We start from the raw sequence: 15,574 nt of genomic DNA, 5'->3' as shown, positions 1-15,574 counted from the left end.
TTTTATTATTCCTTTTCTTTCATTTTTCTTAAAAATTTGCTAAATTTATCCATTTTTAAATATTCCAAATCTTCTAAATCAATTGCTGTGTCATTATAGTATTTGTTTTCATAGTCAGGATTCACTTTTGCATTTAAGTAATCTCTTAAAAACGCTAGGTAAAAAGAATTGTAAGTGTTTAATATTGGTAAAGGAATTTTTAGTTTAAAAAAATAAATATCAAGTTCAGGAATATCGCGATATTTAATGCGACGACCCTTTTTACTATTTTTAGCATCAATTAAGGTGTTTCGTCAGCGTTCATATTCTTCAATGCTCGTAAACGTACCATAAATGACTTTTAAGTAGGGACGAAAAATATTAACGGGTTTTTTACGAATTCCCACAATCACATTATTGGCAATATCACGAACTTCAACTCAAATATGTTTATCTCTTTGACCGTCGGCCAGCACAATATGGCCAAAATGGCGTGCTAAGGCAAAATATTCTTGGATACCCGTTTCTTTGTTTTTGGTATTATTTTTTTCTCAATCAGTTCCTTCTAAAAATAAATTGGTTTCATCTCACAAAAGTAAGGTTTTGTCTGGCAATACCGGATAATCAAAATCTAATAATCCCATATGTCCTAAACTTAATTTTTGGGTTTCTAGTAATGGAAATGTTGAGGCGATATGATATTTTTTCTTTTTTAGTAATTTTTGATGCGTATACTAGAAAAGCGGTTTTTCCAGTTCTTAACGAACCAATCACAATATTTTAATGGTGAATTTTTTAAGAAATTAATAACTTTGTTAATTTGTGTTAAATTACCGATTTTAAAAAAGAAAATTAAAATACAACCTGCTAAAAATAAATAACTTACAATATTTTTAAAATAACCGTTGTAAATATATCAAATTGCTCCGCAATGTCATAAAATTAAAAATGAGGTGCGATTCAATTCAATAAAATGGTTATTTTTTTCTATTATTCATTTGCAAAATTTCATCTTGTGCCTCACTTTATTTTTTTGTTAGCGGACTGCTCCAAGTAATTTTTCAAACATTTTAAAACAAATAAAGAATATTGCCAAAATAAATGGAAAAATGAAGATTCAGTAGTCAGCAAAGAAGTTACCGACTTGTGGCATATTAACAGCAATAATTTCTCACATTTTAGTAAAAGCCGTTATAATTGCATTTCATAATTTAGTCATCACGTCACTAGCTGTTATTTTTTCTACTGTTGCTGGTGCATCGGCTAAGAAAGTTCCGAACATATAACCACACTCCCTTTCTTTTTAAAACATTCATCATTTATATTCAAAGTTTTTCTTAAATTTGTTAAAATACGATTAACCTTAACACGGTTATATTTTTTTCTAATTAATTTTGAATTTCTTCGGGAATGCATCACAATGTAACTTAACTTCTTGACATTAATTTTTTTCCTATCTAAATACTGATATGGTTTTTCAAAGTAGCATTAGAATAAATCACACCATAATCGCTGTTAAGAATCAAAAAGCAATGTTTGCTATTAAAAGTCAAAGTGTTTCTTGGGTTAAATCAATTTCTTTACCACCACTAATATGAGCCGGAATAGTTGTAATTTGAATAAATAAATCTCAGAAAGTTTGTTTAATTTGTTCTCAATTAAATTCTTTTAAATTTACTGTCATTTTTTATCTACCAAAAATCATTTTTATTGGTAAATACATAATTGAAATTAAGGCGAAAAGAAAAGCAATGATAATAAATTAATCCGGCAATAAACAAGACTTGTGCAGGCATTTTTTCTATCGGAATAAACAGTTCTAAGAATTCCGTGATAATTTTTCAAAACATTATTTTTTATTCTCATTATTTTCTTTTGAATTAGGAGCTTTAACTCATTCTTCAAAGCGGGCAATAAACACTTTTTCATCTTTTGTAAAATTACCAGTATTATTTTTAATGGCATTTTTATATTTAATTCGCATTTTTATTTTGACATAAATTTTATAAGCAAAATATGCCAATAGCATGATGCTGATAATAATAAATATTAATCCAATCGCAATATTCATTTTTAAACTCCTTTAAAATAGTTATAATTTATATCTTTTTTGTTGTTTTCTTTTTCGGCAATGAAGAAGCTTAATAATTCTTGTCCCTTAATTAATTTGGTTTCATTTTCTTTTTGATTAATTGAAATTATTTGATATTTACTACCTTTTATTATTCCAATGCAAATCGAATTTTCATATTTTCCTTTATAAACAAATCGCTTTGGAAACCAAATACCGATTTGTTCATTAAATCACGGAATTTTTGGGGCTTTAATAAGCATTGCGTTTTGTGTTTCTTTTAAAAGATATTTCTTAGTATTTAAGAAAATGTTTTCAATGTTTTTCATAATAAATTACCTTTCTTATGAATAAACTAAGTTATATTAACTAAGTTAGTTAACTTAGTTTTTTAAACACTTATATATCGCAGATTTAAGTGTTTAACAAGCTTTGTTAGTAAATTTTGTTTTTTTAATTAGATAAAGATTTTAATAATTTTAAACTTAGTATCTCCCTATATAGAAATTTCTACACTTTAATGTCCGCACTCTACCCTTGGAACTAATTTAATAGCGTGTATATTTTTAGGAAATCCACCCATTCATTTTTTTATTACAAAACGAAACAAATTGCTATAGCTAATAGGATGTTATCTATCAACTGATAAACTTCTTTTGGTTATGTATGGCGACCACCCACAATTTATCGCGCTTTAATACATACCAACATTATTAATTCACTTGTATTTAATTTTCAAAGAACAAAATTTTAACACCTCATAAAATAAAAAGACAATCATTGCTGACTGTCTTAATACTTATTCAAATCTTTGCCTACCTAACAAAACTTTATGCGTCCCTTAAAAAAAGAAAAATTAATTTATTAATTCTTGTAATGTTTGAAATGGCGATTTATTTTGTAATGCTGAATGACATCTTTTAAAATTGTAATAGTAATAATATTGATTTAAGAAGTGTTGAAGTTCATTTTGATTTAATTTTTTATCCTTAGCATAAAATAATTTGGTATAATGTTGATGAAACCGCTCGATTTTACCGTTACTCTGTGGCGAACGAATTGGAGTGGTTTCGTGGGTAACACCGTTTCTTGAAAGAAAGGCCGTAAAAGGCCTTTCTTTTACTTTGTACGATTTTTTATTACTTCAATTATTAGTAATAAATTCCGGAGCATTATCAGTGCGAAGGCGTTTAATGGTTGTGCCAAGCTCGCTAAAATCTTTCATTGCTCTTTGCACGGCATTAATTGCGTTATTGGTTTCTAAACTATCATAAACATAACCAAATACTAGCCGTGTTTTTTCGTCAATGAAATCATAAATGTAATATTTTTTATTAACCGGAAAATTTGATGTAGTAATGATTTTAGCATCCATTTGTAAAAGACCAATCTCAGATACTTCATAACGCTTAAAATGGCGTTTTGTTTGTTTAATTTGTTGTTTTAATTCTTTTCAACGAAAGTCAGATTTAATTCAGCGATAAAAGGTTTTAATATTTTTCGGAATTTTTGAATTTTCAATATCGTGAAAACCCATTTTTAAATTGTTAAATAAAGACGACATTCCACCGGCTTGAATATTTCTATAATCAAAATATAAAACGCATATTTTTTCACGATAATTTAAATCATATTGATAACTAATTTTGTTAGGTTCTTTATATTTGAAAATTAAACTATTAAAATCATCATTTTGATAAGCAGTAAGAATTTTATTAGCTCATTGATAAAATGTATTTCGTGTACTGTGAAAATGCTTTTTTACTAATTTATTTAAAGTTATTGGTTCTAAATAAAATTGATTACATAAATTTAAATAACCAGTAACTCGTTTTTTAGTTTTATGATAATGCTTGTGGTTATAAATTGTTCTTAATCAACTTTGGATTTTTGCTTTTAAATCTGCTAAATCACCTTGGGAAATAATATATTTCATTTTTTAACTCCTTGAATTAAGAAAATCGCATTACAAAAAATACGATTTTCAAAAATATTTATTAAATTATTAATTAATTAGGGTTTTCCGGCCGAAAATGAGGTTATATAATAATCAGTACTTTTAAAACTAATAGAAAATTTAACATTAATAATCTTATCAATTAAATAACTAATACTAGTCTTATAAGTGCCATAAACTCCATTATCCTTATAAAATTTCACAATTTTATCAAGGACAACACCTTTCTCAATTTCAAAACTTATATAATTATGATATTTAAATCGTTCTTCTATATCACTAGGTAGGGGGCTAATACCACCATAAAAAATTAAATTGCCTATATTTTGCAATGAATATGGATATTGAAGTAATGTATTATCTAAACTAACAAACTCCAATTTACAACTATTACCAAATTGACTAAGATTTGTGGTTCGTTTTTCTCGTTTCATAAAAAATTGTTCCATATTAGGTTTTGGTGGTTGTTTTGTATCAAAGAACGCCCCTAGCGGTACCAAACCAATAAACATTATAATAAATCAAGAAATAATCTTATCCATCTCATCACGCCTTAAAACTCTTTTTTATTGCTTTAACAGCATCAGAAAATTTATAATGTTGATGTTGCGGACATTCACAATTAGCAACTTGCATTTGATGCTTTCTAAAAACTTTATTAAAGTAATAACCCCTAATAATAAATAACTTAATAGCAGTTATTAACAAATAAACGATTAATAATCAAAAATACACTTTAAGAAATACATTTTGAAAATCAAACAATATAAAATCTTTAAAAAACTCATCTGTATTAGTTCTAATTCTTGTTAAAAATACTCAAATTATAACCATAACAGTATGAAATATAATAAAAAAATGCATAAAACCTAAAACGCTTTTAAATCATTTAATACTTAATATTTTCTTTAACTTTTTCATTTTTTAATAACTCCTTTTAAAATATTTTTTTATTCAGTAGGTCCTCTTAAAATTAAATATATTGTTGATAAAATACAAATCGTTCCTAAAATTTGGAAAATCGGATGTTGGGAAAATAACCTTATCATTGGTTTAAACAAATCTAAAATTTTAATATTTTTTGATAAAACTTTATTAAAATATTCTAAACCCTCACGCGCATAGGCTCATAAACCTAAAAAATCATCTAAAGCAAAAATAGAAAAAACAGCAACAAGAATAAATAATATTATTAATTTAAACATTTTCTAAACCTACCTTTTTATTCGCCGTCCATGTTGGTCGACTCACGGTCTATTTTTAGGACTATTACTACTAAATTTCTTAATTGGACCACTAGATGATTGTTTCTTAGTTCCTCAATTAGCAACTGATTTTCGATATTTTTTACGAAAACCAACTTTTGGTCGTTCAATATGAATACCTAAAATGCCACCAATTACAAGATTTATCACAAGCATAATTAGTGGAAAAATAATAATGCGAATATCTGTTCCGGGAATGGTTAAAGTTCAAATTAAATCAAAAACTTTATAAAACATATCGCCAATCAAACTAGCCATTTTTTCTAAGTTTTCCATTTTTTTAAACTCCTTTACTTATTTTTCTTCTTTAGATTATTTTTTAACTTAGTAAGTATCTTGCTAAATTTCTCCATTTTTAAATATTCTAATGCTTCAATATCCATTACATTATCATTTCAAAATTTATGCTGATAATTATCATTCAAAGCACGATTACTTAATTCACGCAAGAATGATAAATATTTATTATCGTAAAGGTTTAAGATTGACATTGGAATTTTCAATTTAAAGAAATAAATGTCTAATTCCGGAATGCTACGATACTTGATTTTGCGACCTTTTTTATCATTTTTTGCATTAATTAGAGTTAATCGTCATTGTTCGTATTCGCTTACCGATTTAAAAGTGCCGTAAATAACTTGTAAATAGGGTCGGAAAATACTAACTGGTTTTTTTCTAATGCCAACAATTATTGAATTCGCAATATCACGAACTTTAACTCATATATGTTCGGCTCGTTTTCCACTTGCTAATACGATATGGGTAAATTGGCGAGCTGAAGCAAAATATTCTTGTAAACCTTGAGTTACTCTATCATTTTCTTTATAGTCAGTTCCTTCTAAAAATAAGTTAGTTTCATCTCATAACAGCAAATGCTTTTCTTCTAATATCGGATAATTATAATCTAATAAAGACATATGCCCTAATGAAAGCATTTGTTTATCCGTAATCGGAAAAGTAGAAATCGTTTTTCAACCACTTAATAAGTAAGAAGCTAAAACCATTAAAGCGGTTTTCCCAGTTCCTAAGGCACCAATTACTAAATTTAAAGGTGAATTTAATAAGAAATTAATAAAACTACGGCGAGCAAAAAAATGAGAAATTTTAGTATATAAAACATACAAAGCAATTAATAAGTAAATAATATCAAATAACATTCGTCAACTTTGAGGATTATAATAATACAAAATCGCACCGTAGAATCACGCAATAATAAATAAAGTGCGATTTAAAGCGACAAAATCATATAATCTTAAATTTATTTTTTTAAACAATAGCATCAATTAAATCACACTTTTTTTATTTTTATTACTAATCTGTCAAGCATTAATTTTTCAAACATTTTGAAAGCGATTAAAAATAAATCAATACCCACGCCAAGCAAGAAAACTCAATATGTAGCAAAGAAATTAACGACATTTGGCATATTACCACCAATAATATCAGTTTAAATATTACCAAATGCTTTAATTAATGCTTTTCATAAATTAGTAACCGCTTGTTCGCCAGTAACAGCTATTGGCGTAGTCACTTCTGTTAAAAAAGTTCTAATCATACAATCACCCCCCCTTTTTTTCTAAACAAAATATGATTTAACCTTATAAAATAAAATAACCATAAATAAGACAATGAATAATAATACCATTCAAAAGGCAATATTTGCTATTAAAAATCAAAGTAGTTCTTTGGTTAAATCAATTTCTTCGCCAAAAACTCATGCCGAAATAACTTTAATTTGAATAAATAAATCCCAAAAATACAATTTTGTCATTTCTCAATCTAAATCTTTTCAAGCAACTAAAAACATAATAATTACCGCTTAAAAGGTCAAAAGAGCAGAAAAATAATTGCCGAGAAGAGCATTACAATTATTAAAATTGAAAACAAAAATACAACTTGGGGTGGTAAATCAGCAGTTGGATAAATTAATTCAATTAATTCAATAATTATTTTTTTAAACATTTTCTAAACCTACTTTTTAATTTCTTTTTCATCTTGTTCTAACAAATTTCGTTTAAACTTTGCAATAAATATTCGTTGTGAATAAGTAAAATCTTTTGGTAGCTGTTTTGCTTCACTACCATATTTCTTTTTATCTTTAAAAAACCGATAAATATTAATCGCAATATAGTATGCTAGTAATAATGTTAAAATCGTAAAAAATACTAATCCAAATATACTCATCTTTCTTTTCTCCTTAATTTTCTAATTTTTTAATATACAATATCAACACAAAGTCAATTATCACCGACTAAATCAGTTCTAACAGATTCAACTGCAGATTTAGACGCTCAAAATTTTTGTTCTAATCCAGTTTTTTTATTAATAGAATATATAAAGTCTTGACAATAATCTTTGCCAGACTCATCCACATTAACTCACATTTTCATTTCTAAAACTCCTCAAAAAAATTGCAATAACTTAGTTAAATAACTCAACTAACATAGATAATTAACGGGCGGAGCATACGCTTTCCGCACCGTTTAAACACCATAAAAACTAACTAAAATATTTTTTTATTTACACCCCTATTCTTAAAACACCGTAAAACATTTTTAAAATGAATTTTTAAAATAATCAAAACTTACAACCTTTTTATCATGTTCTTTTTCAGCAACAAAAAAACCTAACAACTCATGACCTAAAATCAAACTAGACTCTTGACCTTTATCATTAATAAAAACTAACCGATATTCACCATCTCTAATTATTCATATACAAATAGAATTCTCATATTTTCCTTTATAAACAAATCGTTTCGAAAACCAAATACCAGTAGATTCATACAATCACGGAATTGCTGGTGCTTTAATAAGTACTGCATTTTGTGTTTCTTTTAAAAAATATTTTTCAGTATTTAAAAAAATATTTTCAATATTTCTCATATACATACCATCCTTACAATATTTAGTTATATTAAACTAAGTTATATTTAGCTTAGTTATCTAACTAAGTTAAATATTTATTTTTTTAAACATTTATGTTTAACAAAATTTGTTAGTAAACTTCGTTTACTAATTAACTTAGTTTATTACTATCAAGGCACAAAAAAATACAAGGCATAACTAAAAATAATAAATATTAATTTAACCTTATATTTCTTGTAATAAATAAATGAGCTCATATTTATTTATTAATTAACAGCAAGTTTGTAAAAACCAAAATCTTGTCATATGTATATGGTTTCTACAAAAAAAATTAGCAATCTACTATTGACATTGCCAAAATAATATACTATGATTATTTTGTCATCATTCTAGTATGTAGACTGCTAAAATAAATGGAGAGGTTTAATAAATATGCAAATTAATGAAATACCTAATTACAACAATGATCCTAAGATTTTAGAAAAATTTACTCGTAATTTAAATGAGATGCATATTGAAGGCAAAAATGATCCAATAATTGGTCGTGATGATGAAACGCGACGAATTATTGAAATTTTATCACGAAAACAAAAAAATAATCCAGTACTTATTGGTGAACCCGGAGTTGGTAAAACAGCTATTATTGAAGGATTGGCGCAAAGAATTGTTAAGGGTGATGTTCCTAGTAATTTAAAAAATAAAATTATTTATGAATTGGATATGTCATCAATAATTGCGGGCGCTAAATTTCAAGGTGAATTTGAAGAGCGGTTAAAGGCAGTTATTAACAAAGTTAAAGCTTCAGCTGGAGAAATTATTTTGTTTATTGATGAATTGCATTTAATTGTGGGAATGGGTAAAACTCAGGGAGCAATTGATGCTTCAAATATTTTAAAGCCAATGTTAGCTCGTGGTGAACTGCGATGTGTGGGGGCAACAACATTGGATGAATATCGCGAATATATTGAAAAAGATGGTGCTTTAGAACGAAGATTTCAAAGAGTTCTTATTAAAGAACCAACTGTTGATGATACAATTTCAATTTTACGCGGTTTAAAAGATCGTTATGAATCATATCATGGTGTGCGAATTCATGATAATGCTATTGTTGTTGCCGCTAATTTAGCTGATAAATATATTAGTGATCGATTTTTACCTGATAAAGCAATTGATTTAATTGATGAAGCGTGTGCAAACATTAAAACAGAAATTGGTTCAATTCCTGCTCCGCTTGATGATGTAAAGCGAAAAGTAATGCAATTGGAAATTGAAAAGGCGGCTTTATTAAAGGAAAAGGATCATAAGTCAAAACAACGGTTAGATGAATTAATTGCAGAATTAGAAAAATTGAAAGTGAAAGAAAATTCTTTAGAATTAGTTTGGAATGAAGAAAAAACACAATTAGATGAAATTAAAAATATCAGATTACTGGTAGAGCAATTAAAAACAGAATTGGACCAAACACAATTAAAAGGTAACTTTAATCGTGCTGGTGAAATTCAATATGGTTTATTACCAAAATTAGAAAAGAAATTGGATGAGATTACTAATAAAACAAAAATTAATGCATTATTAAAAGAAGATGTTACTGAACAAGATGTTGCTAATATTGTTGAAAGATGAACGGGGATTCCTGTTAGTCGCCTTGTTGAAAGTGAAAAACATAAGTTACTTAATTTGACTAAACATTTACGAATTAGAGTTAAAGGTCAAGATGAAGTTTTACAGTTAGTAAGTGATTCAATTATTAGAGCAAGAAGCGGAATTAAAGATCCAAATCGGCCGATTGGTTCATTTATTTTTTTAGGTCCTACTGGAGTTGGAAAAACTGAAGTAGCTCGTGCCCTTGGGGAATATTTATTTGGTTCAGAAAAAAATATTATTAGACTAGATATGTCAGAATATATGGAGAAACATTCGGTAAGTAGTTTGCTTGGGGCTCCTCCGGGTTATGTGGGTTATTTGCAAGGCGGACAATTAACAGAAAAAGTTCGCAGAAATCCATATAGTATTATTTTATTTGATGAGATTGAAAAGGCACATAGCGATATTTTTAATATCTTATTACAAATTTTAGATGAAGGAATAGTTAGTGACCGGCATGGTAAAATAATTGATTTTAAAAATACAATTATTATTATGACTTCAAATCTTGGTTCGGAATTTTTATTATCACCAAGAGAAGACAGTAAAGCATTGGTAATGCAAAAATTAAAAAAAACATTTCGTCCGGAATTAGTTAATCGGATTGATGAAATTGTTATTTTTAATTCATTATCGGAAAAAATTATTAAAGAAATTATTGATAAAGAGTTAGCATTATTGAATGATCGTTTAGAAATGACTAAAGATATTAAATTAGTTTTTGATAATAAGGTTAAAGAAAAAATTCTTGAAGAGGGTTATGATCAGCAATTTGGCGCCCGACCAATTAAACGATATATTCAAAAGCATATTGAAAATTTACTTGCTAAGTCAATTATTGAAGACCATATTAAAGAAAATCGCATTTATTCACTAACTGTTAAGAATGATAAAATTATCATTGCTAGTAAGGAAAAGTTAAATTAATGATTGATTTTTATAGTAATTGTTATATAATTTTATTATTGGCAGTAAACAAGATTAAGTGCTAAAAGTAGGAATGAGATTATGTTAACCATAAGGCAAAAAGAAATATTGAAGTTTATTATTGATGAATATATTCAAAGTGCGCAACCAGTATCAAGTAAAATCTTAATTGAAAAGTATAAGTTACCTTATTCTTCAGCGACAATTCGTAGTGAGTGCGCGTTTTTAGAAGAGACAGGATTATTAGAAAAAACTCATGTTTCTAGTGGTCGGATACCAGCATCACTTGGTTATCGCTATTATGTTGATAATTTAATGGATGTTCATAATGGTGATAATGATATTAAGCAACAATTAGAAAATATTTTTTCTAATAGGCAATTAGCTATTGAAGATATTATTGAACAAACAGCCGAAATATTAAGTGCGATGACTAATTTGATTACAGTAGTTATTGGTTCTAATTCGCAAGAAGATTGTTTGAAAAAAATTGAATTAGTGCCTATTAGTGAAGAAAATGCGGTTGCAATTTTTATTAGTGAAAAGGGACATGTTGTTAATAAGACTTTTAATATTAAAGATGTCACCTTGCAAGATCTAGTTTTAGCGATTGAATTATTTAATAGTCGTTTAATTGGTACAAAATTAGAAGATATTAAAGAAAAAATGCAAGCTTTACAACCAATATTGGAAAAACAAGTTTTGAAACATGAATATATTTTACAGTCATTTATTAATACTTTAGTTAGTTTTAAAAAACGTGAACATTCAACACATGGTCTTCAATATATGTTAGATAATCCTGAATTTAATGATGTTAATAAAATTAAAGAAATTGTCCGATTTATTGAAGATTATTCTCCTTGAAAACAGTTTATAAAAACAGAAAAAAAACAGCAAGAATATAATCAAGAAAATATTCATATTCTTATTGGCAATGAACTAGGAAAACAAACAGATGATATTGCTGTTATTAGTACTGATTACCATACTGGTAATAAGCAAATTGGACAGTTAGCGGTAATTGGTCCTAAGCGGATTGATTATGATAAGATGTCAGAATTATTAGATTGAATATCACGCAAAATTGAAGAGAGTTTTTAAGGGGAGGGGATAAGAGATATTATGAATAATGATAAACAAAAAGAACTTGATAATCAAAATTTAACTGATTTTGGTGTAACACCGGATGATATTATTGATGATGATATTACCAAATTACAATTAGAAATTACAAATTTAAAAATGTTATTAGAAACAAGTGAGAATGATAAAATTCGTGCTTTAGCTGATTGAGACAATGCAAGAAAACAATACGATAATGACCTTAAGGAAGTTAGAAAGTATCGTTCGCAAGCAATGATTGTGCAATTATTACTAATTATGGATAATTTTGAGCGAGCATTAAATGTAAAAAATGTTGGTGCTGATGTTAAAAATTTTCTTCAAGGTTTTGAAATGATGATTAATCAATTAAAAGTAATTTTAACTAATGAAGGTGTTACTGAGATTGATGTTAAAGTTGGTGATATGTTTAATAGTCATTTGCATTATGCGATTGAACAAGTTGAAAGCGATAAATATCAACCAAATGAAATTATTAAAATTTTACAAAAAGGATATCGTTTATATAATCGTGTTTTACGAGTTGCCACCGTGCAGATAGCAAAGGAAAAGATGATTAATAATAATAAAGAAAATCAAGAAAATATTGAAATGAAAGAGGAAAAATAAAATGGCAAAAATTATTGGAATAGATTTAGGAACAACTAATTCTTGTGTGGCGTTTATGGATGGCGCTGAAGCAAGAGTAATTGAAACTCCAGATGGAGCCAGAACGGTGCCATCGGTAGTAGCATTTAAAAATGATGAAATTCTTGTTGGAAATAGTGCAAAACACCAAGCAGTAGCGAATATTAATACTATTTTTTCAATTAAAAGTAAAATGGGAACTGAGGAAAAAGTTAAGATTAATGGTAAGGACTATACACCAGAAGAAATTTCAGCAAAAATTTTAAGTTATGTGCGTGATTTTGCAGAAAAGAAACTTGGTGAAAAAATTACTAAAGCAGTAATTACGGTTCCAGCATATTTTAATAATGCACAAAGACAAGCAACAGAAAATGCTGGTAAAATTGCTGGTTTAGAAGTAGAGCGAATTATTAATGAACCAACAGCAGCGGCGTTAGCATATGGTATCGATAAAGTTAATAAAGAGCAAAAAATATTAGTTTATGATTTAGGAGGCGGAACTTTTGATGTTTCAATTTTGGAATTAGCTGATGGCGTTTTTCAAGTGTTAGCAACATCAGGTGATAATAAATTAGGTGGTGATGATTTTGATCAAATAATTACTAATTGATTAGTTGCTGACTTTAAAAAAGAAACTGGTATTGATTTATCACAAGATAAATTGGCAATGCAACGAGTAAAAGAAGCTTCAGAACAAGTTAAAAAAGAATTATCTGGTAGTTTACAAGCAACAATTTCATTATCATTTATTTCAGCTAATGAATCAGGACCAGTACATTTACAAAAAACCTTAACACGAGCAGAATTTGATAAAATGACAAGATCATTAGTTGAACGAACTTTAAATCCTGTTGAAAATGCATTAAATGATGCCAAATTAAAAGCTAGTAATTTAGATCAAGTTTTATTAGTGGGTGGTTCAACAAGAATTCCGGCTGTTCAAGAGGCAGTTAAAAAAATATTAGGGAAAGAACCTAATCGTATTATTAATCCTGATGAAGTTGTTGCTTTGGGAGCCGCTATTCAAGGCGGAATTATTGCTGGTGATGTTAAAGATATTTTATTATTAGATGTAACCCCATTGTCATTAGGAATTGAAACTTTAGGTGGTGTAATGACGCCTTTAATTCCAAGAAATACAACAATTCCAACATCAAAGTCACAAGTATTTTCTACCGCTGATGATAATCAACCGGCTGTGGATATTCATGTTTTACAAGGTGAAAGACCAATAGCTAATGATAATAAGACTTTAGGTCGTTTCCAATTATCAGGAATTGATAAGGCACCAAGAGGAGTACCACAAATTGAAGTAACATTTTCAATTGATGTTAATGGTATTGTTGCGGTTAAAGCTAAAGACTTGAAAAATAATAAAGAACAATCAATTACAATTAAATCTAATGAAGGTTTAAGTGAAGAAGATATTAAAAGAATGGTTGAAGAAGCAGAAGCTAATAAAGAAGCCGATGAAGCTCGTCGTAAAAATGTTGAGTTAGTAAATAAAGCCCAAACTTATTTACATGATATCGAACGGGGAATTGAAGAAGGCAAAGAAAAAATTACTGAAGAACAAAAAACAGCGATGAATGATATGAAAGCAGAAATTGAAAAACTGATTAAAGAAGAAGATTATGTTGGTTTAGAGAAAAAAATGACTGACTTGGAACAAATGATGATGCAAATAGCACAGTTTATGCAACAACAATCTAATTCTGAAACTCCAGAAATTAATGAACAAGAAAATAATGATAAAAAAGATGATGTTATTGATGCTGAATCTAATGATTCTGGCGTTGAATCTAGTGATGAGAAGAAGTAAATTATGAATGATTCTTACTACACATTGTAGTAAGAATCATTTTATGAGCAAGGTGGGGTTAAAAAATGAGCACTAAAAACAAGAGAGACTTTTATGAAATATTAGGTTTATCGCGTAATGCAAGCAATGATGATATTAAACGAGCTTATCGTAAGTTAGCTAAGCAATATCACCCTGATGTTTATAAACAAACTGATGCTGAAGCTAAAATTCAAGAAATTAATGAAGCGTATGAAGTATTGTCTGATTCTCAAAAACGAAAAATGTATGATCAATATGGCGGCGCTGATCCAAATATGTTTAGTGGTGGTCAAGGTTTTGGTAATTTTGAAGATATGTTTAGTGATATTGGTAGTGTTTTTGGTGATTTCTTTGGTGATATTTTTAGTGGTGGTCAAAGAACACGACAACGGCATTCACAAGCACACAAAGGTGAAGATATCTTTTATCGTGAAACTATTAGTTTAAAAGATGCAATTTTAGGAACAACGATTCATTTTAAAGTTAATGTTAATTTTCCTTGTGATGAATGTCATCAAACAGGTGCTAAAACACCAGGAGATGTTGTGAAATGTTCAAATTGTAATGGTCGAGGGATTGAAGTTACTGAACAAAGAACAATGTTAGGAATTATTAGACAAGAAAGACTTTGTCATTCTTGTCACGGAATTGGTGAAGTTATTAAAAATAAATGTTTACAATGTAAAGGTAAAAAGTTTGTTACTAAACAAGAAAACATTAATCTTGATGTCCCGAAAGGAATTTTCTCTGGACAAAAAGTGCGTGTTCAGGAAAAGGGTCATTATGGGCTTAAAGGACAATCTCGTGGTGATGTTTATATTGAAATTGAAGTTCAAAAGCATGCATTTTTTCAGCGTGATGATTTAGATTTATTAATTACAATTCCGATATCTTTTGTTGATGCAATGTTAGGAGCAATCATTAAAGTTCCAACATTTGAGAAAACAGTGAAATTTAAAATTCCTCCTAAAACTAAAAATAATGCTGTTTTTACAATTCCTAAAATGGGAAGTTATCATCCTTTAAATAGTAAAAAACGCGGTGATATTATTGTTAAAATAGAAATTGCTTTTCCAAAGCATATTTCAAAACAGCAAGAAAAGGTTTTACAACAGTTAAGTGATGAATTAGATTTTAATCCTAACAATGAATTTATTAAAAAATTTAAATAGTTAAAAAATATCGTTAATCAATGATATTTTTTTTATATTTGTAATAATAAATATTAGTATCAAATTAGAACCGAGATTATTTATTTACAATATGGTT

At 27.8% G+C, this 15,574-nt stretch carries 22 protein-coding genes; 6 read left to right on the top strand and 16 right to left on the bottom strand.

The window, feature by feature from the left end; genetic code table 4:
• Nucleotides 1-5 precede the first annotated feature (5 nt).
• The 13 genes from AACK93_RS06715 to AACK93_RS06655 form a co-directional block, all read right to left on the bottom strand.
• Nucleotides 6-623, bottom strand: a complete 618-nt coding sequence (locus tag AACK93_RS06715; RefSeq protein WP_339024267.1) for a hypothetical protein — start codon at nucleotides 621-623, stop codon at nucleotides 6-8.
• A 68-nt stretch (nucleotides 624-691) separates the two neighbouring features.
• Entirely contained in the window at nucleotides 692-991 is a 300-nt protein-coding gene (locus tag AACK93_RS06710) for a hypothetical protein (RefSeq protein ID WP_339024266.1), read from the bottom strand.
• 24 nt (nucleotides 992-1,015) lie between these two features.
• Nucleotides 1,016-1,261: a hypothetical protein gene (locus AACK93_RS06705; RefSeq protein ID WP_339024265.1), complete on the bottom strand. Its 246-nt coding sequence runs from the start codon at nucleotides 1,259-1,261 to the stop codon at nucleotides 1,016-1,018.
• Between the two features lie 171 nt (nucleotides 1,262-1,432).
• Nucleotides 1,433-1,663 carry a hypothetical protein gene (locus tag AACK93_RS06700; protein WP_339024264.1) on the bottom strand — a complete coding sequence of 77 codons (231 nt, stop codon included), beginning with the start codon at nucleotides 1,661-1,663 and terminating at the stop codon, nucleotides 1,433-1,435.
• A 7-nt stretch (nucleotides 1,664-1,670) separates the two neighbouring features.
• Entirely contained in the window at nucleotides 1,671-1,829 is a 159-nt protein-coding gene (locus AACK93_RS06695) for a hypothetical protein (protein ID WP_339024263.1), read from the bottom strand.
• Nucleotides 1,829-2,050: a hypothetical protein gene (locus AACK93_RS06690; protein WP_339024262.1), complete on the bottom strand. Its 222-nt coding sequence runs from the start codon at nucleotides 2,048-2,050 to the stop codon at nucleotides 1,829-1,831. The genes AACK93_RS06695 and AACK93_RS06690 overlap by 1 nt, the downstream gene beginning before the upstream one ends.
• 2 nt (nucleotides 2,051-2,052) lie before the next feature.
• Entirely contained in the window at nucleotides 2,053-2,379 is a 327-nt protein-coding gene (locus AACK93_RS06685; protein ID WP_339024261.1) for a hypothetical protein, read from the bottom strand.
• Nucleotides 2,380-2,906: 527 nt separating this feature from the next.
• Nucleotides 2,907-3,986, bottom strand: coding sequence for an integrase core domain-containing protein (locus AACK93_RS06680; RefSeq protein ID WP_339024260.1), 1,080 nt, complete (start codon nucleotides 3,984-3,986; stop codon nucleotides 2,907-2,909).
• A gap of 77 nt (nucleotides 3,987-4,063) precedes the next feature.
• Nucleotides 4,064-4,549, bottom strand: coding sequence for a hypothetical protein (locus AACK93_RS06675; RefSeq protein WP_339024259.1), 486 nt, complete (start codon nucleotides 4,547-4,549; stop codon nucleotides 4,064-4,066).
• Nucleotides 4,542-4,928 (bottom strand): hypothetical protein, encoded by a 387-nt coding sequence (locus tag AACK93_RS06670; protein ID WP_339024258.1) that lies wholly within the window; start codon nucleotides 4,926-4,928, stop codon nucleotides 4,542-4,544. Before AACK93_RS06670 ends, AACK93_RS06675 begins: the two co-directional genes overlap by 8 nt.
• Before the next feature lie 29 nt (nucleotides 4,929-4,957).
• Nucleotides 4,958-5,212: a hypothetical protein gene (locus AACK93_RS06665; RefSeq protein WP_339024257.1), complete on the bottom strand. Its 255-nt coding sequence runs from the start codon at nucleotides 5,210-5,212 to the stop codon at nucleotides 4,958-4,960.
• Between the two features lie 9 nt (nucleotides 5,213-5,221).
• Nucleotides 5,222-5,548 (bottom strand): hypothetical protein, encoded by a 327-nt coding sequence (locus AACK93_RS06660; RefSeq protein WP_339024256.1) that lies wholly within the window; start codon nucleotides 5,546-5,548, stop codon nucleotides 5,222-5,224.
• A 14-nt stretch (nucleotides 5,549-5,562) separates the two neighbouring features.
• Nucleotides 5,563-6,552, bottom strand: coding sequence for a hypothetical protein (locus AACK93_RS06655; RefSeq protein ID WP_339024255.1), 990 nt, complete (start codon nucleotides 6,550-6,552; stop codon nucleotides 5,563-5,565).
• A gap of 348 nt (nucleotides 6,553-6,900) precedes the next feature.
• Between AACK93_RS06655 and AACK93_RS06650 the strand changes: the two genes are divergently transcribed.
• Nucleotides 6,901-7,095 (top strand): hypothetical protein, encoded by a 195-nt coding sequence (locus tag AACK93_RS06650; protein ID WP_339024254.1) that lies wholly within the window; start codon nucleotides 6,901-6,903, stop codon nucleotides 7,093-7,095.
• 148 nt (nucleotides 7,096-7,243) lie between these two features.
• Here the strand turns inward: AACK93_RS06650 and AACK93_RS06645 are convergent, their stop codons facing one another.
• From AACK93_RS06645 to AACK93_RS06635, 3 genes are all read right to left on the bottom strand, one after another.
• Nucleotides 7,244-7,456, bottom strand: a complete 213-nt coding sequence (locus AACK93_RS06645; protein WP_338981365.1) for a hypothetical protein — start codon at nucleotides 7,454-7,456, stop codon at nucleotides 7,244-7,246.
• A 29-nt stretch (nucleotides 7,457-7,485) separates the two neighbouring features.
• Nucleotides 7,486-7,662: a hypothetical protein gene (locus tag AACK93_RS06640; protein ID WP_339024253.1), complete on the bottom strand. Its 177-nt coding sequence runs from the start codon at nucleotides 7,660-7,662 to the stop codon at nucleotides 7,486-7,488.
• A 165-nt stretch (nucleotides 7,663-7,827) separates the two neighbouring features.
• On the bottom strand, nucleotides 7,828-8,157 hold the full coding sequence (locus AACK93_RS06635; RefSeq protein WP_339024252.1) for a hypothetical protein: 330 nt from the start codon (nucleotides 8,155-8,157) through the stop codon (nucleotides 7,828-7,830).
• Nucleotides 8,158-8,571: 414 nt separating this feature from the next.
• On the opposite strand from AACK93_RS06635, the gene AACK93_RS06630 reads away from it, so the two are divergent.
• The 5 genes from AACK93_RS06630 (at nucleotide 8,572) to dnaJ (ending at nucleotide 15,477) form a co-directional block, all read left to right on the top strand.
• Nucleotides 8,572-10,710, top strand: a complete 2,139-nt coding sequence (locus AACK93_RS06630; RefSeq protein ID WP_339024251.1) for an ATP-dependent Clp protease ATP-binding subunit — start codon at nucleotides 8,572-8,574, stop codon at nucleotides 10,708-10,710.
• An 81-nt stretch (nucleotides 10,711-10,791) separates the two neighbouring features.
• Complete coding sequence (hrcA, locus tag AACK93_RS06625) at nucleotides 10,792-11,814, top strand: heat-inducible transcriptional repressor HrcA (protein ID WP_339024250.1); 1,023 nt, start codon at nucleotides 10,792-10,794, stop codon at nucleotides 11,812-11,814.
• 21 nt (nucleotides 11,815-11,835) lie between these two features.
• The gene (locus tag AACK93_RS06620; protein WP_339024249.1) at nucleotides 11,836-12,444 is read left to right on the top strand and encodes a nucleotide exchange factor GrpE; all 609 of its coding nucleotides are present in this window, start codon (nucleotides 11,836-11,838) and stop codon (nucleotides 12,442-12,444) included.
• 1 nt (nucleotide 12,445) lies between these two features.
• Nucleotides 12,446-14,284: a molecular chaperone DnaK gene (gene dnaK / locus AACK93_RS06615; protein ID WP_339024248.1), complete on the top strand. Its 1,839-nt coding sequence runs from the start codon at nucleotides 12,446-12,448 to the stop codon at nucleotides 14,282-14,284.
• A gap of 65 nt (nucleotides 14,285-14,349) precedes the next feature.
• Nucleotides 14,350-15,477, top strand: a complete 1,128-nt coding sequence (gene dnaJ / locus AACK93_RS06610) for a molecular chaperone DnaJ (RefSeq protein ID WP_339024247.1) — start codon at nucleotides 14,350-14,352, stop codon at nucleotides 15,475-15,477.
• Nucleotides 15,478-15,574: the final 97 nt, after the last annotated feature.

Origin of the sequence: Spiroplasma endosymbiont of Agriotes lineatus, from assembly GCF_964019485.1 — a bacterium.
In the GTDB taxonomy this organism is placed as follows: Bacteria; Bacillota_I; Bacilli_A; order Mycoplasmatales; family Nriv7; genus Nriv7.
Note: the sequence above shows the minus strand (reverse complement) of the source record. Positions and strands in the feature narration are given on the sequence as shown.